Origin of the sequence: Listeria costaricensis (assembly GCF_900183385.1) — a bacterium.
Taxonomy (GTDB): Bacteria; Bacillota; Bacilli; order Lactobacillales; family Listeriaceae; genus Listeria; species Listeria costaricensis.
The window spans coordinates 91274-115115 of sequence record NZ_FXUT01000004.1; the positions used below are offsets into that span (position 1 = coordinate 91274).

The window sequence follows — 23842 nt, forward strand, 5'->3', positions numbered from 1 at the left end:
GATTGATTGAAGATGAAAAAATTAGTTGCAACAGCTCCGCGTGTGGCGGAATTCGTGGAATATCAGGACCGGGCGATCGAGACGGATGAGGTGAAAATCAAGGTGGCTTTTGCCTCGCCGAAACATGGGACGGAAGTGGTCGATTTTCGTGGCGTCAGTCCGTTTATCGATGAGGAATTTTCAGCGGAATGGAATATGTTCGTGCCTCGTCCGGAAGGCAGTTCGCGTGGGATTGTTTTTGGTGAATTCCAGCTTGGCAATATGGTTGTTGGAGAGATTATTGAAAAGGGCAGCGCGGTGGTTGATTACGAAATTGGTGATCAGGTGTGCACATATGGGCCGATTATGGAGACGGTTATTGCCAAGGCGGTCGATAATTATAAATTGCGGAAAATGCCGACAGGTGGCAACTGGAAGAATGCGGTCTGCTATGATCCAGCTCAGTTTGCGATGAGTGGCATTCGGGAGGCGCATGTTCGGGCGGGCGACTATGTGGTGGTGGTTGGTCTGGGGGCAATTGGCCAGATCGCCATTCAGCTTGCGAAAAAAGCGGGTGCCAGTCTGGTGATTGGGATCGATCCGCTTGAACATCGCTGTGAAATCGCCCGTCGACATGGGGCAGATGCTACTTTTGATCCGACAAAGGTTGATGTTGGTTTTGAAGTGAAGAAAATGACGGGCAAGCTTGGTGCGGATTCGATCATTGAAACGAGTGGAAATGCGGCGGCACTGCAAGCGGCACTTCGCGGGATTGCATACGGTGGAACGATTTCTTATGTGGCCTTTGCCAAGCCGTTTCCGGAGGGTTTTAATCTCGGTCGGGAGGCACATTTCAATAATGCTAAAATCGTTTTCGCCCGTGCGTCGAGTGAACCGAATCCAGATTATCCGCGTTGGAATCGCAAGCGGATTGAGGACACTTGCTGGGAGCTTTTGATGAATGGCTATCTGGATTGCACGGAGTTGATCGATCCGGTGGTTGGCTTTGCGGAGAGTGCGGAAAGTTATATGAAATATGTGGATCAAAACCCAGATCTTAGTATTAAGATGGGCATCGAATTATAAGGAAGTGCTGAAAAGATGAAAATTGGAACGCAAAATCAGGCATTTTTTCCGGAAAATATCTTGGAAAAATTCACGTATATGAAGAAAATGGGCTTTGAGGCTTTTGAAATTGATGGTAAGCTGCTGGTCGATCATTTGGATGAGGTCAAGGCGGCAATTAGAGAGACGGGGCTACCGGTTTCGACTGCTTGCGGCGGTTATGATGGCTGGATTGGTGACTTTATTGAGGAGCGACGACTGAATGGCTTGCGGGAGATCGAGCGGATTTTGGAGGCTCTTGCGGAAGTTGGCGGGAAGGGGATTGTTGTTCCTGCAGCATGGGGCATGTTTACGTATCGCTTGCCGCCGATGGTGTCACCGCGTTCCAAGGAGGGCGATTTTAAGGCGGTCAGCGCGTCGTTGGTTTATTTGGACAAAGTGGCTGGACGAACAGGGACGAAGATTTATTTGGAGCCGCTCAATCGGTATCAGGACCATATGATCAATCTGCTTGCAGAGGCGCGTCATTATATTGAGACGAATCAGCTTCAAAATGTGGAGATTATTGCAGATTTCTACCATATGAATATTGAAGAGGACGGCATTTCTGAGGCGCTTCATGAGCAGCGCGACAAGATTGGGCACATTCACGTGGCGGATAATCATCGTTATCAGCCGGGGAGCGGGGCGCTGGACTTCAAGGCGCACTTCGATCAATTGAAAAAAGATGGTTATGACGGCTATCTGGTATTTGAATGTCGTGTCCGTGGAGAGGATCCGGAGGCGGAATATCAAAAAGCCTTAAAACATCTACAGGATTGTTTGGCATAATGAAAGGCAAACTCGTTCAAAGCTGGATTTTATTGAGCGGGTTTGTTTTTTGAGAAGGGAGTAGAGTATGAAAAAAGTGGCCATTATTGGTTGTGGGCAGATTGCTGAAAAGGTTCATGCGGCCTACTATCGAACACATGAAAAATTAGTTTTGGCGGCTGTCTGCGATCCGGATATTGAACGGGCGAAAAGTTTTGCCGAGAAGAATGGTTTTCAGGCTGCCTATCAGAATGCCCGCGAGATGCTAGAGCAGGAAAAGCCGGATATTGTGAGTATCTGCACGCCGAATCGGTTTCATTATGAAAATGTGCTGCTGGCGCTTCAGTCTGGGGCGGATGTGATGTGTGAAAAACCGCCTGCAATGACGCCGGAACAGGCTGAGGAGATGTGGCAGGAAGCAGAAAGGCAGGGAGCTGTTTTGGCATATGATTTTCACCATCGTTTTTCAAATGGCGCCCAGATGCTGAGAGAACAAGCGGCGGCCGGTCGACTGGGGGAAATCTATGCGGCGAAAGCGACGGCACTGCGGCGGTCTGGGGTTCCCGGCTGGGGCAGTTTCATTGATAAGGAGGCTCAGGGCGGTGGGCCGTTGATCGATTTGGGAATCCATGTTTTGGACGCGGCGCTATATGTGCTGGGATTTCCAAAGATCAGAAAGGTCACGGCACAAAGTTTTCGTAAAATCGGCAATCGCAAGTCGGCTGGGACGTTTGGCGAGTGGGATCCGAAACGTTTCACTGTGGAAGACGCGCTATTTGGTTTTATTGAACTGGCAGATGGTCGGCTGCTGCAATTAGAAACTTCCTTTGCGCTAAATATGAAGGACGAAAAACGGCTGAATGTGGCGTTTTATGGCGACCAGGCAGGGGCAACACTTTATCCGCCGGAAATTTTTACAGACGAGGCGGGCGAGCTGGTCATGCTTGAACGGGCGGATGACAGCGAAACGGACATGCACTTGGGCAGTATGGCAGCTTTTGTGGCGGCTGTATTTGGCGAGAAACGACCGGATCTGGCAACCGCTGAGCAGGGCTATCAAGTGCAGCGTCTTGTGGCCGCACTTTATGAATCAGCAGAGAAGGGTGAGCAGGTTTTTTTATGAAAAATTTAAGCGAAACAAAATTTGCTCTTTCTTATATAAATAAATATGGCAGCTTGATGGCGCAGGGCAATGGCTATCTGGGCTTACGGGCGAGCCACGAGGAGGACTATCCGGGGCAGGTGCGGGGGATGTATCTGGCGGGAGTCTACAATCGGCCGGCTGGTTCGGAAAGTGCGGAACTGGTGAATCTGCCGGATATTGCCGGCATGCGGATTGAGCTGGACGGTCAGCTGTTTTCTTTACAAATGGGAAAAATTGTCGAGTATGAGCGCCATTTAGCGCTTGGAAGCGGGCTGCTGACGAGGCGGATCATTTGGCGGGACCCGCGTGGCCGCCTGTTTGAACTTATTTTTGAGCGGGTGGTTGGCAAGACACGTGGGACACTGATTGGTTCCAGAGTATCCATCAAGTCGCTCGATCAGGCCGTGGGTGCAGTCGTCACAACGGGCATCGATGGGCAGCAGACGAATTTTGGTACGCAGCAGCTGGTGGAAGAGAAACTGCATGTGGCGGCTGGGGACTTCATGGTCGGCCATTATGAAACAATCGAAAGCGACCGAAAAATTGTGATTGCAGCTAAGGTGGCACCTGGTGGGGTCATTACGGCCAAGAATCGCCAAATCAAATCACAGGTTACGCTCGACTTGGAGCCCGGTCAGGCGGCGACTTTGGAAAAAATCGCGGTGGTCTGTTCGGACCTGGATATTGAAGCGACCAACATGGAGATCGGCCGGTCGTTCCAACAAAAGGATGATTCTTCCGAAGCCGTATTTGCCACACTAGAAAGCGGCGCGCTCGCCAAGTTGGCAGATAGGGATTTTGACTGGCTAAAACAGGAAGTAGCGCAGGAATGGACACAGTTTTGGGGGACCGGCCGGGTGATGCTGGAGTCTAAAGAGGCTACCGCTAACATCGACCAATTGGCACTTGATTTTGCGAGCTATCATTTGGAAATCATGACACCGAAGAATGATCCACGAATGAGCGTTGGCGCGAAAGGGTTGACAGGAGAGGGCTACAAAGGGCATGTTTTTTGGGACACGGAAATTTTTATCATGCCGTATTTTCTGCATCATTCTCCGGAAACGGCCAAAAACATGCTGCTTTATCGCTATCATCATTTGCAGGAGGCGAAAGAAAAAGCCCAGAAATATGGCTACAGTGGCGCGCTTTTTCCTTGGGAGAGTGCTTTCAGCGGGCGGGAGGAGACGCCGGAGTTTGCGGCGATCAACATTCGAACGGGCAAGCGGCAGCGGATTGCTTCGGCGCTTGCTGAGCATCATATTGTAGCGGATATTGCTTATGCCGTCTGGAGCTATTTTCAGGCGACGCAGGATCAGGCTTTTATGGGGAAATATGGTCGAGCGTTGTTACGTGAAACGGCCGAGTTTTGGCTTAGTCGAGCGGTCCGGCGAGATGGGCGTTACCAGATTCTGGATGTGATCGGACCGGATGAATACACGGAGCATGTTGACAACAATGCCTATACGAATTATCTGGCGGCTTTCAATGTCCGACAGGCGATGCGTTTCAATCAGGATGAGACCGATTTTTGTCATCGCGGGGCGGATTTTTTGGCGAAATTGTATTTACCGGCGGCTGGTTCAGATGGAATCGTTCCGCAGGATGACACATTTTTGACGAAACCGCAGATTGATCTGGCAAAATATAAGCAGGCGCAGGGCAAGCAGGGGATTTTGCTCGATTATTCGCGAGCAGAGGTCATCGATATGCAGATTTTGAAGCAGGCCGATTTGGTCATGCTGTTTTATTTGCTGCCGCAGCTTTTTTCGGCGGATATTGTCGCGCAAAATTTATCTTTCTATGAAGAGCGGACAATTCATGATTCTTCGCTCAGCAAGGCGATTCATGCGATCGTGGCTTGTCGTTCCGGTGATGTGGCCACGGCCTATCGTTTCTTTCAGGAGGCCTGCCTGATTGACCTTGGCGGAGATCCGCACTCATCTGATGACGGCATCCATGCGGCAGCTGCCGGGGCAATTTGGCTTTCGGCGGTGTTTGGCTTTGCAGGTGTGGATACGACTGGTGTGCGGCTTCGTTTTGCGCCACGACTTCCGGCGGCTTGGCAGAAAATGAGCTTCCATTTTTGGTGGCAAAATGAAAAGCTGCATATTGAACTGAAGCAAGGCTCGATCAAATTTTCAAAAAGCAGCACGACGGAGCTTGAAATCGAAGTAAACGGCAAATTGTTGAAATTAACAGGCGAAGCGGTTGAGGAAAGGATTTGACATGACTTTACAAGCAATTATTTTTGATTTAGACGGTGTAATTACTGATACAGCCCACTTTCATTATTTAGCATGGAAGGAGCTGGCGGACGGGTTGGGTGTACCATTTGACGAAGCGTTCAACGAGCAACTGAAAGGGGTCAGCCGAATGGACTCACTGGAGCTGATTTTGAAGCGCGGGGACCTCACACTGTCTCTTGAGGACAAGGAGCGCTATGCGGCGCAGAAAAACACCCGCTATGTCGAGCTGCTCGCCAATCTGACACCAACTGACATCCTACCGGGTGTGGCGGAACTACTGGCGGCCTTGAGGGAACGAGGTCTGCGATGCGCGCTTGCCTCGGTATCCAAAAATGCGCCAACTGTTTTGAAGGCACTCGACTTGCAGGATACTTTTGATGTTGTTGTGGACGCGGCCATTTTGAAAAACTCGAAGCCTGATCCAGAAATCTTTGTCCGGGCTTGTTCAGGGCTGGGTATCTCGGCAAATGAGGCCATCGGAATTGAAGATGCCCAAGCAGGAATTGAATCCATCAATCGAGCAGGCATCATCAGTGTTGGAATTGGCTCGGGCTTGAAGCACGCGGATATGACGCTAGCTGGTACGAGCCTGCTTTCACTTGGGTTGTTGGAACAGCTCTATCATACAATTGTTTCACGTGAAACAATTTAACAAGAAAAGCCGCTTCATCTCCATGGTGAAGCGGCTTTCCGCTGTGGGTCGATATTAATTGTCGCGCGTTTCAAAATGCCAAATCAGTGCTTCTTTTTCTACCCGTTTGACGAAAGCATCCTTGCCGTCACAATAGCCGTCAATATCGTGCGGAAACTGCGCGGCTAACTGTGTTTTTAATTGTCCATATTCGGCGGCGGTTTTGGGATGTGTACGCAAATAATCGCGGAATAAAATGTGGCGTTCGATTTCGGTTACATTGTCGAATTGAAAAGCATGGATGTGGTGGGTGCGCGGGTCCGTACCTTTACGATAGTAGCGGCGACCGGGAATGCCGAATTCGCCCATCACTTCGTAGCCCAGTTGTTCAAATAAAGGCGCGGCAAGGTCCAATCTCGCTAGATCATCCGTTACAAGTAGCATATCAATGATTGGCTTGGCGGAAAGTCCAGCAACAGACGAGCTGCCAATATGATATAGCGCAATGATTCTTTCGGACAGTAGTTTTTCGAGGGCAGCTTTTTCAGCTTTAAATTGTGCCTGCCATACTAAGCGATGAGGGACTACTTCAATCTTCTTCAAATCTTCCACGTCCTTTCTTCTAAGCCATTATAGCATAGCTGATTGCCTATTTTATCGCTTTCTTGTAGAATAATGAAAAAGCAGAGGGAAGTGGTCACGATGTTGACAGAACGGCTGGAACTCAGAAATTTTCAGGAAAAAGATTTGGATGATTTGTTTGATTATGCGAAAAGTCCGCTGGTAGGTCCGAATGCCGGATGGCCAGTTCATCAGACAAAGGCGGATTCAAAAGAGGTGTTGCAGCGCTTTATTCAGGATCCTTATGAATTTGCGGTCGTTTGGCGGGAAACGGGCAAAGTGATCGGCGGACTGGGATTAAAGGAAAGAAGGAAGGGTGAAGAGGTTGTGCCGCACCAAAGAGAGGTCGGCTATGTGCTCCATCCAGATTATTGGGGCCGCGGGATCATTCCGGAAGCCGTCGCGCGTATTTTGGAATATGGATTTGAAACGCTTGAAGTGGAAAAAATCTGGTGCGAGCATTATGACTTTAATGATAAATCCAAGCGTGTCGTGGAGAAAAGTGGCTTTGTCTACCAGTTCACCGAAACCAAAACGCTGCCGCTTTTGAATGATCAGAAAGTAGTTTCGCTGAATTATGTGATGACAAAAGAGGAATATCGGCAACAAATAAAATGATGGGAAAGAGTCTCAAGTTTTAGCTTGGGGCTTTTTTGTTTGTTTAAGAATGCTTCAATGATTTTTATCCTGTTGAATTTTTTGGCGTTTTTTTGGAATTCTGGTTAATTTCTGGGCAGGCAGAAGTTAATTATTGAGAAGTGTTCGCATGATTACGGATGCTATAATCACGATTGTAAGCGATAACAAAACGAATGAAAGGAAGATAATGATGGGAAAAATCAAGACATGTGTAAGCTTGTATAGTTTGCAGGATGAATATTTAAATGGCCGTATGACACTTGAAGATATTTTCCAGTTTTTGCATGAAAATGACGTGGAAGGAATCGAAATTTTACCAGATCAGATGATTCCCGGAGCGCCGGAGCCTACAGAGGAAATGCTGCGAGAATGGGATGCACTGGTTGAGAAGTATGGCATGGCGCTTGCGTGTGATGATGTTTTTCTCAATACAAATTTATACAACAATCGTGAGCTGACATTGCGCGAATCCATTGATCTGATCACAAAAGAGATCGAGCTGGCACACCGTTTGGGGTTCTCAGTAATTCGTCTCGTCTCAATGGTACCAATTGAAGTGATCGAGCCAGTTCTGCCACTTGCGGAAAAATATCAGATTAAGTTGTGCATCGAGATTCATGCCGGACTTGGCTTTGGCATTGACAAAACAGAAGAATTTTTAGAGGTTGTAAAACGTCTCGACTCGCCTTATCTTGGTGCGGTGGTGGATATGGGGCTGTTTTGTCGCCGAGTGCCTCGTGTGTTTACCAATTATTTCCGGGCGGTCAATCCGCCTTCGGAAGAGGTCATCGAATATGTGGATCAGCTTTTTGAAGCAGGTGGCGATTATTTCCGATTGACTAATCAACCAACAGCTGAGTTTAAAGCCACACAAAAAGAGTTGATTAAATCGGAAGCAGATGCGGTCTATTTGGAGCTTTCGTCGGGTTACGAGAATCTGCCGTTATCAGTGATGGATCCGTATATCAAATATATCCATCATTTCCACTTCAAGCTTTATGAAATGACAGATGAAGGGGAGGAATATTCTATCGACTATAGAGGCGTGCTGGAATATCTTCATGAAAAGGGTTATGACGGTTATGTTTCGACAGAATATGAAGGGAATCGCTGGATACTTCCAGGCAAGCCGATGATTGAAAAAGAACAGGTACTTGCCCATCAAAAGATGATCAAATCTTTGCTGAAAGAAATTCAAGGATAGGAGGAAAAAAGAATGTTTGATAATAATGTATTTATTGAAGGCACATGTCGAAATGTTTCAGAAGGCTTTGAACTAAAGACACACATTACTTATTATCGCGGAATCCCACTTTCGATGATCAATCATATTGCTGTGACTGTGGATGATGTGCCAGTGCCGCGTGAGGCGATTCGCTTTACTGTAGATGAGATTGACTGGTTCACGCTGGATGAACTACCAACCGTTACTTTTTATAAATGGGAGTATGGACAGGCCGCGACCGTTCGCGTTTTGCAGCCTGATGGACTTGCCAAAGGAAGCCACGAGGTAAAATTACAGGTTGTGACGCGTACAGCCTACATACCAATCCCGCTGGCAGGAGAAAAAACACGAACCGTTCAAATCAGCTGAATAAAACATAGACTGGGCGGGGAGGTTCCTTTGTCCAGTTTATTTTGGTTAAAGATGAATGAAGTATTTTTAATCTTAGCCCGTATTTTTACTGAGAAAATAATTTCGGTTAAAAATCAATCAAGTTTTGTATAAATAAGCAACGGTAAAAGGGGAGCATTCATTCTAAAATAAAGATAAATGAAAGCGTTTTAAGGAGCTGGTGGAAATGAGGAAGAAAAAAGGATTGGCATTGATTGGTTATGGCGGGATGGGCAAGCAACATCTAAAACGGCTGGAAAATGTTTCTGAAATCGCTGTTCTAGGTGTGTATGATATAAAGTCTGCCAAGAAGCAAGCGGCCAAGGAACAAGGATGGAACATTTTTGAAACCTGGGAGGAAGTTTTACGGGATCCGGCGGTTGAAATCCTAATCTTGGCAACACCGAACGAGACGCATGCGCCGCTTGCCATTGAAGCGATGCATCACGGTAAAGAGGTGATTTGTGAGAAACCGGCTACTTTGTCGGTGGCTGAATTTGATCAGGTGACCCAAGCAGCCAAAGAGACTGGGCGGCATTTTATGGTGCATCAAAATCGGCGCTGGGATGAAAACTATCGGATCATTCAGCAGCTGAAAGAAGAAGACCGACTAGGCGAGATTTTTTCTGTGGAAAGCCGGGTGCAGGGGTCGCGTGGAATTCCTGATGACTGGCGGCGTCTGAAAGAAAATGGCGGCGGCATGCTTTATGACTGGGGTGTGCATTTGATTGACCGCATTCTGCTGCTTTTCCGTGAAACGAAGCCGGTGAGTATTTTTGCGGATCTGAGTTACGTGCTGGGGCATGAGGTGGATGACGGCTTTCGGATTAGACTGGCGTTTAAAAATGGGGCACGTGCTTTGCTGGAGGTCGGAACGGTGAATTTTATTCAAACGCCGGAATGGTATGTCTGTGGCAAAATTGGCACGGCGGTGATTGAAGATTATGAGCTTCACGGCCGGTACATTACGCTGAATGGCAAGCTGGCCAAGGAAGCACAGCCAATTGAAACGGGGGCTGGTCTGACAAAAACGATGGCCCCTCGAAATGACGGTTCGACTACTGAGTTTTCGCTCCCATATGTTCAAACGGATGTGACGGACTTTTATCGCAACTTTGTTGAGGTAATAGATGGGCATGCAGAGCCGGTCGTTAAAAATGAAGAGGTTCGACAAGTGCTGCACCTGATCGAGCTGGCCTTCCAATCGGCTGCAACTAATCAAGTTATTTTAATAGAAAGCGAGGCGGAATAAGATGAAATTAGGTTTTTTGACGGGGTGTTTAGATATGCCTCTTATAGAGAAGTTGGATTATGCGGCAGAGCGAGGTTTTGAAACAGTGGAAGTTTCCTGCTGGCCGAAAGTGAATGAACGCGATTATGCCGGTAGTGACATTGATGTGGTGAATTTTGCGCAGGAGGATGCGGATCAGTTGCTGGCTGAAATGGAGGCTCGCGGCTTGGAGATCTCCTCGCTGGCCTATTATGACAATATGCTGCATCCTGATCCTGCGTGTAGAGCGGGTTATCATGCCCATTTGAAAGCGGTCATTCTTGCGGCTGAAAAACTGCATGTAGAGCTGGTCGGGACGTTTGTTGGGAAGAATCAGGAGCTATCTCTGGAAGAAAATTTTGATCTGTTTGAGGAGATTTTTAGTGAGCTGGTTTCGTTTGCCGAGGCGCATCATGTCAAGCTGATGATTGAGAATTGCCCGATGCCAGGGTGGGAGAAGGACGGGCTGCCGGCCACGATTTCCTACGCACCGGAGTTTTGGACGGAGATGTTTCGGCGGGTGCCATCCGCGTCTTTCGGTTTGAATTTTGATCCGTCACATCTGCACTGGCTGCAAATTGATTATTTGGATTGTCTCGACAAGTTTCATGAGCGGATTTTTCATGTGCATGCCAAGGATTGCCAGCTGGATCATTCGCTAGTTGCTTACTATGGCATTTTTGGCAAGAAGTTGCATCGCGAGCATCCTGAGGACTTAGGCTGGTTTACGCCGAAAATTCCGGGGCTGGGCGACATTTCATGGCCAATTTTTATTGAGCGGCTGCGTCAGATCGGCTATGATGGCTACTTGAGTATTGAACATGAGGATCGCATGTTTGAAGGAACGAATGACAAAGTGATCCGCGGTCTGGACTTTTCCTATCACCATCTTTACCCACTCGTGAAAAATTTTCAGGAAAGCAGTGACCGTTGATGAAACTGGGCTTTTTGAGCAATGGATTGGTCGGGACGCTGGAGGAAAAAATGGCATTTGCACGTGCTGCTGGCTTTAAGGCGATTGAGGTAGCCTGTTGGCCGGTCGGGGCGGCAAAGGGAGCCGATCTGGATGTGACGAATTTCTCACCGGGCTACTGGCGGCGGCTTTCAGAGGAGCTGGGCGTTGAAATGACGGCGCTCGCTTACTATGACAATATGCTGCATCCTGACTTGACGACACGTGCGGCGAATCAGGCACATTTGTTAAAAGTGATCGATGCGGCTGCCCTTTTAGATATTCCACTTGTCGGCACTTACATTGGCAAAAACCCTTTTGTATCAATTCAGGAAAATTTTGCCCTTTTTGAAGAAATATTTCACAAAATTGTCCACTATGCAAAACGGAAAAATGTTAAAATAATGATTGAAAACTGCCCGATGACCAGCTGGAGTCCGGACGGTCTGCCAATGACGATTTCCTATACGCCGGAGCTCTGGGAAGAAATGTTTCGACGGATAGATGACACGAATTTTGGGCTCAATTTTGATCCGTCACATTTAGTTTGGCAGCAGATCGACTATCTGGCTTGTATCGCGCGTTTTTCAGACCGGATTATGCATGTCCACGCCAAGGATTTGCAGGTGAACCGGTCACTTGTAGCAACAGCTGGTATTTATGGTCAAAAATTGCACCGGGCGGATTACCGGAATCTCGGCTGGTATACGCCAAAAATACCTGGGCGGGGAGAGATCGATTGGCCGGCCGTATTGTCCCTTCTTAAGCAGCTCGATTATTGCGGCATGATTAGTGTGGAGTATGGGGACGATCTGCTGTCAGGCTCTGCCGAAAAGGTGAAGCAAGGTATGCGTTATGTCCATAATTATCTGGCTCCAATGATATAACCTGAATGACCAAGTAGCGACTGATTTACTTGGTCATTTTTTTAAAAAGTGATCGAGGTGATTTTTAATGAATGAGCAGCTTCTTTTCCAAAGCAACCCGTGGAATTATATACGTATTGCCGATTTTAAACGAGACCAAAATGAGTCGGAACGAAAGGGAATCCGTATTTTATTTGTTTTAAAAGGGAAAATCAAATTGAGGATTGCTGGAAAATCATATAATTTAACCGATAGTGATTTTTTTATTTTGCATCAGTCGGACTATGAACTGCAGGAGCTACAGTCGGCGCTTGCTGTCAATATCGAAATCATTCCCGAGGCGACCTATTTTCCACCCGTCGAGCTAAAGGGCAATTCGGTCAACAGTCGGTCAGCAGGAGACGAGGATTTGCAGCGGAAACTGGCCGATTTGGTGCAGCTTTATTCGCAGAAAAAGACGGTCGCAAAGCTCAAGGTATATAAGACGTATTTTGAAATTTTGAATCTACTCGTGGATCATTTTGCTGAAAAGTCGACGGGGATGTCTGGCGCCCGTAAGCAGGATCTTAAGAGCGAACGATTTCAAAGAATTGTCGAGTATTTGAATTACAATTATAAAATGCCCATTTCATTGAATGATATTGCGGGGGAATTTTATATTTCAGTGCCGTATCTTAGTAAGCTTTTCAAAAATGAAAGCGGAATCAATTTGACGGCTTATTTAAATGATATTCGCTTGCGGCATACGGTCGAGGAAATTTTGGTGACGGATAAACAAATCACGAAAATTGCGATGGAGAATGGCTTTCCGAATTTGTCTTCATTCAACAAGCTTTTTAAGAAGCGGTTTGGGGTGACGCCGACTGTGTATCGGGAAGAGCAGCAGCGCACTCAGAGCGCCCCGGAGGCTGAGAACGAGCCGGTGGATATTGTGCCAGAGCTATATGCCTATTTTAAGGAGCATAAAAATGAGGCGGAAAAAGGAGACTTTTCTAAGAGGCAGCTGATCGACTGCTCAAAAGAATTTTCCTATGAAAAGAACTGGAATAGGCTTATTAATATCGGATATGCTTATGACATTATGACAACGGAAGTGAAAAATCATTTGAAGATCATGCAGGAACATTTGGATTATGAGTATGCTCGTTTTTGGGGGATTTTCAGTGATGAGATGCTGATGGAGTCGGATCGCGATCAGGCGGCGGAGGGGCACAATTTTTCGAGGATTGATCAGCTGATTGAGATTTTAAAGAAGAACGGTTTGAAGCCATTTATTGAGGTGGGTGAAAAGCCGAAGATGATTTTTAGGGCGACGGCAGAAATGATTCATGAGCAGCGTTATTCGCATAAGACGCGCAGTGCGGCAGATTGGCGTTCGCTGATTGGGGCTTTTATCAAGCACAGTATCAACAAGTGGGGGAAGGAGGAAGTTGCGACGTGGAGATTTGAGCTTTGGCGTTCAAACGAAACCATTTTTGATGCGGATGTGGGGAAATTTAAATACTATCTATCTTTACTGAAGGAAAATCAGTTGGATGTGCAGCATTTGTTTAAGGAATATTTTTCATTATTTGAGATTATTTATAGTGAGATCAAGGCTTACGTGCCGGAAGCTCAGGTGGGCGGTTGCGGTCTGAGTATGGATACGGAGGGCTACATTTTGCCTAATTTATTGGCTGCTTGGATGCGTGAAAGGGTGAGGCCGGACTTTTTTTCGATGCTGATTTATCCGCTTGATTTTTCTTCTGCGGGTGAGCAGATCGAGGTGGAAAATGAGCAGTCGGCGGATCCGGCGTATATGAAAAAACAATTGAAGGAGATTGCGGCTTTTTTTAAGGAGAACCATCCTGGCTTGACCTATTATGTGACGGAATGGAATATTTCTATCTCGAATCGCAATTATCTGAATGATAGTTCATTCAAAGCGGCGTATATTGTCAAAAATATGATCGATACGATTGGCTATGCGGGGCAAACGAGCTATTGGCTTTTTTCGGATATTTTTAGTGAGTATCGTGATGCGTCTGACCTGCTTTATGGCGGTGCCGGACTGATCACAAGAGATGCGGTGCTGAAGCCTAGCTTTTATGCATTTGCTTTTTTAGGGCGGCTGGGGAATAAGCTGGTTGAAAAGGGGCAGGAATATGTCGTGACGAAAAAAACGGACGAGCGCTTGCAGCTGCTCTGCTGTAACTATAAACATTTTAACAGTGCTTATTATTTTCATACGGAAGGAAGTATCGGGCCGCGGGATTTGTATGAAATCTTTGAGGATAGCATCGACAAGGAGATGTCTTTTCAATTGGGGCCGCTTCCGAAAGGGCGCTACCGGGTGAAGCGTTACATTATTAATCGTGAGAACGGCTGTGTGCTTGATGAGTGGCTGAAATTGGGCGCGGAAAAAGATATCAAGGCGGATGAGATCGACTATCTGCGAAGCATTTGTACGCCGGCAATCCGCATTGAATATGTGGATGTTACAAATGGCAGAATGCAGTTAAAGGAGACCTTACAGGCGCATGAGATCCGTTTTATTTCAGTGGAAAAGGTTTATTGATAGTGAATTTTTAATCTCAAATGTTTGTCGTGGCGAAATGGGTAGAATGAGGTTAAAAAATAAGTAAAAGCAGGCTATGAACCAAGAAGTTATCTGGCTGGGAAAATCTTAAGATAGGATTGTAAGCGATAACATTTTAGCGATGGAGGTTCATAGGATGAAAAAATTACGAATTGGATTTATTGGTTGCGGCGGGATTGCCAATCAGAAGCATTTTCCGGCGCTGGTCAAATTGACGGAGAAAGTAGAGCTTGTGGCATTTTGTGATATTGTTTTGGATCGTGCGGTAGAAGCAGCGAAAACATATGGAAGTGCTGATGCTTATACAACAACGGATTACAAAGAGGTTGTGGCAGATGCTTCCATTGATGTCATTCATGTTTTAACACCGAACATTTCTCACTCCTACATCACGGTTGATGCGCTTGAAGGCGGTAAACACGTGCTATGCGAGAAACCTATGGCGATCAACTACGAAGAAGCGAAGAAAATGCTGGATGCTGCGAAACGGACGGGTAAAAAATTGACGATCGGCTATCAAAATCGTTTCCGGGCAGATTCCCAAGTTACCTATCAGGCATGCCGAAATGAGGAACTGGGAGAGATTTACTTTGCCAAAGCACATGCCGTCAGACGTCGTGGCGTGCCGACATGGGGCGTTTTCCCAGATAAGGAAAAACAGGGCGGCGGTCCATTGATCGACATTGGGACGCATGCGCTGGATCTGACGCTTTGGTTTATGGACAACTACAAGCCGAAAATGGTGCTTGGTTCAACTTTTGCCAAATTAAAAGACAAACCGGAAGCCAATATGTTCGGCCCGTGGGATCCAGATACTTTTGAAACGGAGGATTCGGCATTTGGGCTGATCAAAATGGAAAACGGCGCGACTATTTTCCTAGAAGCTGCATGGGCGCTCAATATGATCGAACCGAAAGAAGCTCAGGTGACACTTTGCGGTACGGACGGCGGGGCAGAAATGTTCGGAAAGGCCTTCCTCGATCAAGGCTATGTCGTCTTTAACGAGGCAAAACATGGTCAACTGGAAGAGACGAAGCCTTCTGATGCTGGTGGTGTATTTGGCTTTGGGGCGGACAGTGTTGAGCAGCGGGATGCAGAAGCGATTCAATGGATTGATGCTATTTTGAACGATACGGAACCAACCGTGAAACCAGAGCAGGCGATTGTTGTTACACAAATCCTAGAAGCTATCTATCGTTCTGCGGAAACAGGCGAAGTAGTCGTTTTCTAAGTTCATTTATTGCAAACGTTAACAATTAGAGAAGAGAGGATTATCGTATGGAAAACCAAATCGTAAATAATCCAGTTGTTGCTGATAGAGGGAATAAATTGAAATTGTCGGAGAAGGTGACTTATGGCGTGGGAGACTTGGCTTCCAACCTGGTCTGGGGGCTTGTCGGGAGTTTTCTTCTTTACTTTTATACGGATGTGGTGCTGATCCCTGTTGCCGCAACCGGAACACTGTTCTTGCTGGCACGTGCGCTTGATGCTTTTATTGATCCGGTAATTGGTGCATTTGTTGACCGGACGAATACAAAATGGGGGCGTACGCGGCCATATATGATTTTTGGTGTCATTCCGCTTGTCGCAGTGTTTATTTTAACGTTTAGCTTTATCGATGTTTCAGATGCAGGAAAAATAGTCTACGCGTATATCACGTACATTATTGTCGGCCTGCTTTATTCATTTGTGAATGTGCCATACGGGGCGTTGATGCCACTTATGACTAGAAACAGTCATGAGCGCGCCCAAATGTCGAGCTTTCGGATGGTCGGGATGGCAGCAGGGAACATTATTGTAACGGCCTGTGCGATGCCGCTTGTCGGTCTTCTGGGCGGGGGCAATGAACGCCAAGGCTTTTTCTGGACGGCATGTCTGTTTGGTGCTGTGGCGATTATCAGCTTTCTATTTGTCGGTCTGAAATGTAAGGAGAGATATGTTGCAGCTCCACAAGTTGGACAAAAACAACCGCGTCACAGTCTGGTTAAAACTTATAAGGAAGCCATGCACAATACACCTTGGCTTTCGACGATCATTTTTTCACTATTCATGTTCATCAAAATTGGTCTTGTGGCAGGGATTACGATTTATTTCTGCATGTATGTGCTGCACAATCCAGCCTTTATTTCGATTCTTTTGCCGCTTTTATATGTTTCCATGCTTCCGGCCGCAGCGATTACGTCACTGGTCATTAAAAAGCTAGGCTACAGAAAAGGGAATATCCTGGCCATTCTAATTTATATTGCAACATTTATGATTTTGCCGTTTTTTGTTGATAATCTCGTTGTTTTCGTTATTATCTACTTTATTGGAAATGTGTTCGGCAGTATCAGTAGCGGTGCGGTATTTGGCATGACGGCTGATTCGGTCGACTACAATGAATGGAAATTTGGAAGCCGCAATGAAGGAACCATGTATGCTGGCTATAGCTTTGCAACTAAGGTGGGCATGGCCATTGGCGGTGCAGCGGTGGGCTACATCCTCGCTTTTGCTGGTTACGACCCCAACCACATCACGGCTGCCACTTCCTCGGCAATCAGCGTGGTTTACTTCCTTGTGCCGATTCTCTGCAGTGTTATTCAGCTGATTGCGCTACTGTTTTATAAATTGGATGCGCTCCATCCGCAAATCGTGCAAGAATTGGAAGCGCGTCATGCAGAAAGCGAGCTTCCGGCAGAATAATTTTCACAAACTAATCTGCCATGAAACACCGAATTGATCATTCACCCAGGCGAATTTCTCACTGAATCCGTAATTGGCGGGTTCCATGAGGACTTCGCCTTTTTTGCTTAGGCCTTCAAAGTAGCGGTCGAATTCGGTGGTATCATCACAATTGATAAAAATAGAGCTGGAGGGCGTAAAGTCGAAAGCATGCTTGACAAAGCTGTCACTAATGGCGATCTCCAAATTTTTGATGCGAATAGCGCCAATCATAATGGTTCCTTCTGGGCCAGGTTGATTGGCTCCATAACGGGCAAGCTGAAGGATTTCTGCATCGTCAAACAGGGAAATGTAAAATTCGGCGGCAGGTTCAGCAGTGGCATTCTGGAACATTAGAAACGGTGTGGCTTTTTGCATAGGAAACAGCTCCTTAGACTTGGATTTATCGAAATTATAGCATAAAATGTTTCACGTGAAACTTTTTAAGGGTAGTGTTAGATGGAGACTGTTCTTTTGGTCAGTTGGGAGGTTTTGATAATGGAGCCTAAAGGGAAGTTTTTTACATATGCGATCATTCAGGCGACCGCTTTTTTGCCTTACTTATTGTTTATTTTGATGGGGAATGCGTATGATGGCTGGTTGGACGGTTGGGCACCGCTGATTATTTATTATGTGTTCAATTATACGGGGACATTTCTTTTTAATGCGGCAGGGCGGCGGGATAGTTACCGCTTGTCACCACCGCCCTATTGGAGACTTTTATTAGAACGATAAACTGGAAGCTGCTATCACTGCAAAATCTAAGTGTTTTCGGGAGTTTCACATGATTCTAAATATCCAGACAACAAGATGGAAGGTGGATTTAATCGCACTGCTCTGTTATATTCTGCGCCATCATCGTCAGGTGGTACTTGTTCTACATTAATAACCACACTTTCTCGTTCGTTCCCAGTTCCAAACAAACCAGAAGCGTCAAGTCGCTTCATGGCCTCTTCCATGAAATCAATTCGAGCGGTCCACTCACTCTCATAAAGCTCATCATCTGATAATTCGAGTGCTCTTTTATCCAACAATTCACTCACTTCACCAAAAAATTCGTCATACCCATAAACGACATAGGGAGAATCCGCACTGTCCCATTTCCACCAGCTTTTTTCATCATCGGGTATTTGCTGTTCAATAATTGATTTTTCCAAGGCTTCGTAAGACCATGCTGAAATATACGGATGCAGCCCCTCATCAAAAACAAATACATAAAAATAAAAATTTTCTTTCGTGGTTTCTTTTAAAGATAAGAAGGCAGCATTAGCAGCTTTGACAAGTGCCTCAATCAATTCCTCGTCGCTTTTTTTTATATCCATCTTTCTTTCATCCTTTCACTCAGTCCTATGGAGCCCGAATTATTGGTTTGTACTGGGGGGAATTATACCATACCCAATTAATTACGAAAAGCAATCTTCGTTCTATGTCTGTTCCGACTATCTAGACCGTCAAGGGACTTTCGCACAGGATGTGAAAAAATCTTCACTCTTAAACCCTTGACCGTCTGGACTTTTGCCGTTCCTGCTTTCGGTCTCTTCATTCTAACGGCAAAACCGTATGCACTGGTGCGGCTGCTGCCGGATCTTTTGACTGCCGCATGTCTGATTGTGGTTTTGATCGGCAGTTACTTATTGTATGGCTGGAAAAAATATCAAAGTGTTAAAAAGTAAACAAAAAAAGCGGCGGATTCGTTGTTGCAGAACGGTTTACTTGACGTTCGGACTGCTTTGGAATATTCTGAATGTGAGTGAGGTGGGAATTAATGGAAATCATTCACGCGAAAAAAGAAGATTTTGAAGAAATCATCGATCGCTATCCAAGAATCCTGCTCAATTTTTGGGCGGAATGGTGTGCACCATGCCGCTGTTTTTGGCCGACATTAGAACAATTTCAGGAAGCCGAACAAGGCAACATCCAAGTTGTTAAAATCAATGTTGACAGGCAGCGTGAATTAGCAGCGCAATTTAAGATAAAAGGCATTCCAAATTCACTTGTTATCGTAAATGGAGAAATCAAAGGTCAGGTTGCGGGGATCGTCAGTTGCGATGAGCTGCGCAGCCGGTTTAAAAGTTTTGAACAAATGAATACTGTTTAAGGGGATTTGAGGCACTACATGTCTCTAAAGAGGTACGCGCGCTTTTTATTTTAAGCGGCGTATTTTTTTGTTGAGTATTCTATCATGGGAAGGCGCGTTGTCGTTATTCAATTTCTTTTCAGACACAATAAGTGTTGATATACACACAGTTTGTATGAATTGACCGGCGTTTTGGTTAGTTCGTTTATGGTGATTATTTTTATTATAGGGTGCAAATCGATCGTACGCCCAAAAATAGCTAGGATATTCGTTTTTATTCAGGGGGATTATCGCTAAGTAAGGGGATGGATGGGCATTTTTTTAGAATCTCCGGCTTAAAAATCAAACAAGACACTCGGCAAAAAGGGGAAGTCCGATTTTACCGAATGTCTTGTTTTTTTAAAAATGCTATGGCAGGTAATGGAGCCGAGTCAGGTTGATTTTCCGGCGATTAGGGTTGTGTAGATCATGTCGCGCCGGTGGACTTCCTCGCCTTTCAAAAGATGAATCAGGTTTTCTGCCGCAACTGCACCGCGGCGGTATTTGGAATAGCCGATCGTGGTGAGTTTTGGATCCAGATATTTGACGATTTCGATGTTATCAAAGCCGACAATCCGGACGTCACGACCGATGACCAGTTCGGTATGCTTGAAATAATCATACATGCCGATTGCTGTTTCATCATTCATGGCGAAAACGGCTACTTGATGCTTCCATTCGCGGGCAATGCGTTCTGCTGCTGCACGTCCGGCTTCTTTGGAAAAGTCACCTGGGATGACGTAGACGTTCTGGTCTTTGAAGCGGGACAGTTCGCTTTGAGCGGCCTTAAGACGTTCGTCCGCGTCATACGTGCCTGCTGGTCCCGTGATGAGGTAGAAGTCGCCTTCAAAGCCGTGCCGCAAATGATCGACCGCCAAAATCGAACCGGCCTGGTTATCGAGCAGAACCGTTCGAATATTCGGGTGTTCGATCTCCCTGTCCAGTACGACCATTTTATGCCCCCGGTTCGCATATTCCAGGATTTCCTCCGTGCTGAAGGAATGATCTAAAATAATGGCGCCGTCAATCATGCGCTCCGGCAAGAAACGATGCGACTGTTCGCCGCTACAAACGATCAGTTCATAGCCATTTGCCACCAGTGTTTGCGTGACACCGTTCAGCATTTCACCGTAAAAGGCCCCCGAATAGTCGGTCAGATAGATGCCGATAATATTTGTTTCACGCCGTTTCAACGAGCGGGCAGCCATATTTGGCGTATAGTTCAGCTCTTCGGCTACTGCGATGACTTTATTCCGGGTCTTTTCTGTGACTTTCGAGCTGCCGTTTAGTGAATAGGAAACGGTGGAGATCGAGACGCCTGCTTTTTTTGCGATTTCTTTAATGCCTACCATAACAAATACTCCCTTACCAAATCAGATTAATAGTGGATTTCAAGTTGATCGATGCCTGCCAGATCTTGTTTTTTCACACACAGTGCCCCTTCGCGATAAAGGTTGGCAGATTTTTGGCTGATAACGGAACGGCCGTCTGCTACTACATCGCGACTACCTGTGTGGCGATAGGTGATCTTGCAAGGTTTTCCAGCTAAACGATAAGTCAATGTCAAACCGTCCATCTCTGCTGGAAGTACTGGATCAAGCTCGATAAAGTCGGCTGTTTCACGAATGCCCAGAACAGCGCTAAGCAGTTGGTGGATGAAGATCCCCGGGCCGCTCGAATAGATGCGCCAGCCGCCTTTTACTTTGACTTCGCCGCGTTTAATCTTGGCAAAATCGTTCTGAGCTTCATAGCGGTCTTTGAATGCTGCATCTGAGCTACTGAAATAAGCATTGCTCTGACGCAGTTCTGCATTTTCGACCTGTTCGCCGATGCCGATCGGATTGATGATGTCGAGCATATGGAAAGCTTCTGTTTTTCCGCGTTTTGCAAGTGCTTCGACAAAACGGATATGCGCATGTACATACTGCAAGCCCACTTCACGTCCAAAGAAGGATGCCTGTTCAGCGCGCAAGAAGTGCCGACTGACACCGCCAGTATAAGTGGCCGGCTGACTCATAAGACGAACGCCATCTGGATGAAGCAGATGCTCATCGATAATTTCATCGTGAATCAGTGCCTGGTCTGCGTCCACAAGCTCTGCAATAATGCTTCGTGTGAGCGGCAGCAAACGGTAGTCAATATTGGTTTTCTTATCCGTCGGGTGAACCATGAATTCCGGCTGTTCAATATCTTCCAAGTAAAGGAAGCCCGGAATGACTTTATTGCCGTCTGTAAAAATATAATCGTTAAAGCTGGTTTTGATTTTTTCAGCTAGTTCTTTGTAATAAGCGCCATTTGGAAGCACGTCGCCAAGATTGCGAATCACTTGATAAGTGAGGGCAACCGTCCAGCTGGAACTCATATATTTCTTCTGCTGCTGGTTGGCCGGTTGAAGCGTGTCATCCCAGTCGCCGTTTCCGTAATTGGACAGATAGGTTCCAGCAATGAAGCGGCTTTCGATCATTTTGATTTCCAGCTCTACGTGTTCAAGAAGTGTCGCACTGCCGCCTTCCGCATACGGAATTTCAGTGTCCAGAATCGCCGTGTCACCAGTTGCCGCCAAGTAGTCACCTACGATTTTAAGCGGCCAAACGATCACGTCGCCATGGCTCTCCTCTTGCTTAAGATCCGAATAGCGGTCGAACATGAACCATTGCGGCCAGTCGCCCGTTTGCTGATATTGCTTGCTGAATACGACTTCAATGATGTGTCGCATCGCCGGTTGGTTGCTTGTAGCAAGGAAGAACTCAAATGGCCCCTGACAAACGTCACGTGTGCCCCAAGCGGCGCCGCTGTGCTGTTCCAGACCGTGTGGCGAACCAAAGTGAACCAGCATGTTTTGCGTGTACCAGTAAAGTGTGGCATTCCATTTGTCGACTGCAAGGGCAGGGTGAGAAATGTCAAAACCATTCAACAAGTCTTGCATGAAGTGGTTCATTTTTTCTTTTTCTGCTTCAAGCGTTGTATTTTGCAGTGCGGCATATTCGCCTTCAAGCTTGGCGGAAATATGCAGTTTCAGAGAATTTGTTTCTGCAAAATCAAGCACCTGTAGGGAAGTTGTTCCAGCAAAGTCTTCGCCGAAAATGCTTTCGTCATGAACTGTTGCCGAGGCGCCAGACCAAGTCATCCGGTAGCCCAATTCTGGATAGATTTTCTTGCTCAGCTGTTCAGGTGCCGCCGAAAATTCCAGCGTGTCGGCACTTGTTTGTGCTACTTCAAACGCCGTATCATATTCGTTGTCGCCCATTACGACCTGATTTGTCACACGAATTGGGTAGTTTTTCGAGGAAGTCCATTCCAGTTGCACCTGTTTGCCGCTCGTTGTCAGGAAGTTCTTGATTTCAATCAAATCATCTTCCGTTTTGTAGTACCATTTCGCATAGTTGGCACCAATTTCCCAAGCAGACGGCATGGTGAGCAGGTTCCAGCCGCCGTTCTTCTTCAAGTAAATCCGCTGACCGCTCATGTGAAGCAGATTTAGCGGTTCCCGTACGTGGGACAACAATTTATTGAGATTGGTGTTGCCGAGAATCAGCTGTGAATTGAAAATCCCGTCCATTTGGCTGGTTGTTGCCAGCGTGTTTTCAGGATGCAGAATGTCGACCTGATCCGTCAAAATGCCACTGTGCGGCCGTTCCAAACGCAATTCTTTTTCAGGCAGAACGACGTGGGCATGTGAGCCGGTAAAGAAGGCTAGCAGCTCGTCATCTGCAAATTCTTCAAAATGGCGTTCCGGATAGAGCGCATCCAGTTCGGAAGACGTCAATTTTTCACCAGCAAGTGGCGCATAGTGTGGCAGATAGGCCGGTTTAATCGTTTCGATCGCCTTGTCTTCAGCTGCGACGATTTTTTTCCATGCGGATTGAATCGTTTCGCGTGGCAAGGTTGCCTTTACAGCTTCCGGTTGATTTGCCGCCACGAAGCCGTAGAAAATAAAGTGACCGGAATTCTTCCAAGTTTCCGTTTGCAGGGCTGTCATGGCCAGCTCATACTGATACTTTTCATCTGCCAATGTGTCCTGCTGCAGGAAGCGAGGATCCTGACCAGTCCGCTCTTCAAGATGGAAAAACTGGAAGCCATCTGTCGAGAAGGCCTTAACAGTTTGCAGACTTCCGATTTCCATAAACGGAAACGCGCCATTCTGCGGCTGATTTTGCCGGATAGCAATCGATTTATTTTCACCAATAAAGTAATCCAAATATTGCGCGTTGAACGCCTCGTTCGTGCGGATCGCTGCAGGGGAGGCAAGCCCAATGTCCTGCAGATAAATGATGTCGCCTTCAAGATCGCCGTCAACCGAGACCTCGTAGAAGAAGCCCTCTTCATGGAGACGGAAAACCACTTCATAATGAACGTTTTTTGTTTCGCCCGTGTAGCGAACCCAATTTTCCCCAAAACGAACAGTTGCTTCATGAGAAAGAAGCGGGCAGATCAAATATTCGTCTACCTTCTTGATCCGCAAGTAAAGCTGCGACATGCGGCGTTCGAGAGGACTTTGAACAAATTGATTGAGCATAATATCGCCATAAGTGAGCTCCCGCAGGAACCCGCTTTTATGGAAAACGGCTTTCATATCGCCGACTTGAATTGTGTGCCAAATTGCCATT

Annotated in this window: 22 protein-coding genes; 17 read left to right on the forward strand and 5 right to left on the reverse strand. The window is 46.6% G+C overall.

Translation table 11 applies throughout. The annotated features are described in order from the left end of the window. Positions 1–12 precede the first annotated feature (12 nt). From CS921_RS03585 to pgmB, 5 genes are all read left to right on the forward strand, one after another. Positions 13–1065, forward strand: coding sequence for a zinc-dependent alcohol dehydrogenase (locus tag CS921_RS03585; protein WP_099221684.1), 1053 nt, complete (start codon positions 13–15; stop codon positions 1063–1065). Positions 1066–1080: 15 nt separating this feature from the next. Then, positions 1081–1875, forward strand: a complete 795-nt coding sequence (locus CS921_RS03590; RefSeq protein WP_099221685.1) for a sugar phosphate isomerase/epimerase family protein — start codon at positions 1081–1083, stop codon at positions 1873–1875. Between the two features lie 67 nt (positions 1876–1942). Next, complete coding sequence (locus CS921_RS03595; RefSeq protein WP_099221686.1) at positions 1943–2977, forward strand: Gfo/Idh/MocA family protein; 1035 nt, start codon at positions 1943–1945, stop codon at positions 2975–2977. Then, positions 2974–5226, forward strand: a complete 2253-nt coding sequence (locus tag CS921_RS03600; protein WP_099221687.1) for a glycoside hydrolase family 65 protein — start codon at positions 2974–2976, stop codon at positions 5224–5226. The genes CS921_RS03595 and CS921_RS03600 overlap by 4 nt, the downstream gene beginning before the upstream one ends. A 1-nt stretch (position 5227) precedes the next feature. Next, on the forward strand, positions 5228–5899 hold the full coding sequence (pgmB, locus tag CS921_RS03605) for a beta-phosphoglucomutase (protein ID WP_099221688.1): 672 nt from the start codon (positions 5228–5230) through the stop codon (positions 5897–5899). 54 nt (positions 5900–5953) lie between these two features. Here pgmB and CS921_RS03610 read toward each other — a convergent pair whose 3' ends face one another. Then, positions 5954–6481 (reverse strand): GrpB family protein, encoded by a 528-nt coding sequence (locus tag CS921_RS03610; protein ID WP_099221803.1) that lies wholly within the window; start codon positions 6479–6481, stop codon positions 5954–5956. Positions 6482–6580: 99 nt separating this feature from the next. Here CS921_RS03610 and CS921_RS03615 point away from each other — a divergent pair, with 99 nt between their 5' ends. The 9 genes from CS921_RS03615 to CS921_RS03655 all read left to right on the forward strand — a co-directional run bounded on the left by CS921_RS03615 (position 6581) and on the right by CS921_RS03655 (position 17101). Next, positions 6581–7117 carry a GNAT family N-acetyltransferase gene (locus tag CS921_RS03615; protein ID WP_099221689.1) on the forward strand — a complete coding sequence of 179 codons (537 nt, stop codon included), beginning with the start codon at positions 6581–6583 and terminating at the stop codon, positions 7115–7117. 211 nt (positions 7118–7328) lie between these two features. Continuing rightward, positions 7329–8342 carry a sugar phosphate isomerase/epimerase family protein gene (locus tag CS921_RS03620; protein WP_099221690.1) on the forward strand — a complete coding sequence of 338 codons (1014 nt, stop codon included), beginning with the start codon at positions 7329–7331 and terminating at the stop codon, positions 8340–8342. Between the two features lie 12 nt (positions 8343–8354). Continuing rightward, positions 8355–8732, forward strand: coding sequence for a C-glycoside deglycosidase beta subunit domain-containing protein (locus tag CS921_RS03625; protein WP_099221691.1), 378 nt, complete (start codon positions 8355–8357; stop codon positions 8730–8732). A 208-nt stretch (positions 8733–8940) separates the two neighbouring features. Next, positions 8941–10005, forward strand: coding sequence for a Gfo/Idh/MocA family protein (locus tag CS921_RS03630; RefSeq protein ID WP_099221692.1), 1065 nt, complete (start codon positions 8941–8943; stop codon positions 10003–10005). A 1-nt stretch (position 10006) separates the two neighbouring features. Beyond that, on the forward strand, positions 10007–10957 hold the full coding sequence (locus CS921_RS03635; protein WP_099221693.1) for a sugar phosphate isomerase/epimerase family protein: 951 nt from the start codon (positions 10007–10009) through the stop codon (positions 10955–10957). Next, positions 10957–11862: a sugar phosphate isomerase/epimerase family protein gene (locus CS921_RS03640; RefSeq protein WP_099221694.1), complete on the forward strand. Its 906-nt coding sequence runs from the start codon at positions 10957–10959 to the stop codon at positions 11860–11862. Before CS921_RS03635 ends, CS921_RS03640 begins: the two co-directional genes overlap by 1 nt. Before the next feature lie 67 nt (positions 11863–11929). Then, the gene (locus tag CS921_RS03645) at positions 11930–14398 is read left to right on the forward strand and encodes a GH39 family glycosyl hydrolase (protein ID WP_099221695.1); all 2469 of its coding nucleotides are present in this window, start codon (positions 11930–11932) and stop codon (positions 14396–14398) included. 157 nt (positions 14399–14555) lie between these two features. Continuing rightward, on the forward strand, positions 14556–15650 hold the full coding sequence (locus CS921_RS03650; protein WP_099221696.1) for a Gfo/Idh/MocA family protein: 1095 nt from the start codon (positions 14556–14558) through the stop codon (positions 15648–15650). A gap of 47 nt (positions 15651–15697) precedes the next feature. Then, a complete protein-coding gene (locus CS921_RS03655; protein WP_099221697.1) occupies positions 15698–17101 on the forward strand; it encodes a glycoside-pentoside-hexuronide (GPH):cation symporter in 1404 nt (467 codons plus the stop codon). Between the two features lie 3 nt (positions 17102–17104). On the opposite strand, the gene CS921_RS03660 is transcribed toward CS921_RS03655, so the two are convergent. Further along, complete coding sequence (locus CS921_RS03660) at positions 17105–17497, reverse strand: VOC family protein (protein ID WP_099221698.1); 393 nt, start codon at positions 17495–17497, stop codon at positions 17105–17107. Positions 17498–17617: 120 nt separating this feature from the next. Here CS921_RS03660 and CS921_RS03665 point away from each other — a divergent pair, with 120 nt between their 5' ends. After that, a complete protein-coding gene (locus CS921_RS03665) occupies positions 17618–17854 on the forward strand; it encodes a hypothetical protein (protein WP_240422294.1) in 237 nt (78 codons plus the stop codon). A 26-nt stretch (positions 17855–17880) separates the two neighbouring features. On the opposite strand, the gene CS921_RS03670 is transcribed toward CS921_RS03665, so the two are convergent. Further along, positions 17881–18441 (reverse strand): DUF4303 domain-containing protein, encoded by a 561-nt coding sequence (locus CS921_RS03670; RefSeq protein WP_099221699.1) that lies wholly within the window; start codon positions 18439–18441, stop codon positions 17881–17883. A gap of 177 nt (positions 18442–18618) precedes the next feature. Between CS921_RS03670 and CS921_RS15510 the strand changes: the two genes are divergently transcribed. Together CS921_RS15510 and CS921_RS03675 are read left to right on the forward strand one after the other, a co-directional pair. Further along, complete coding sequence (locus CS921_RS15510; RefSeq protein ID WP_162921685.1) at positions 18619–18792, forward strand: hypothetical protein; 174 nt, start codon at positions 18619–18621, stop codon at positions 18790–18792. 92 nt (positions 18793–18884) lie between these two features. Then, the gene (locus CS921_RS03675; protein ID WP_099221700.1) at positions 18885–19217 is read left to right on the forward strand and encodes a thioredoxin family protein; all 333 of its coding nucleotides are present in this window, start codon (positions 18885–18887) and stop codon (positions 19215–19217) included. A gap of 410 nt (positions 19218–19627) precedes the next feature. Here CS921_RS03675 and CS921_RS03680 read toward each other — a convergent pair whose 3' ends face one another. Beyond that, positions 19628–20587, reverse strand: coding sequence for a LacI family DNA-binding transcriptional regulator (locus CS921_RS03680; RefSeq protein WP_099221701.1), 960 nt, complete (start codon positions 20585–20587; stop codon positions 19628–19630). Positions 20588–20613: 26 nt separating this feature from the next. Continuing rightward, complete coding sequence (locus CS921_RS03685) at positions 20614–23841, reverse strand: GH36-type glycosyl hydrolase domain-containing protein (protein WP_099221702.1); 3228 nt, start codon at positions 23839–23841, stop codon at positions 20614–20616. Position 23842 lies beyond the last annotated feature (1 nt).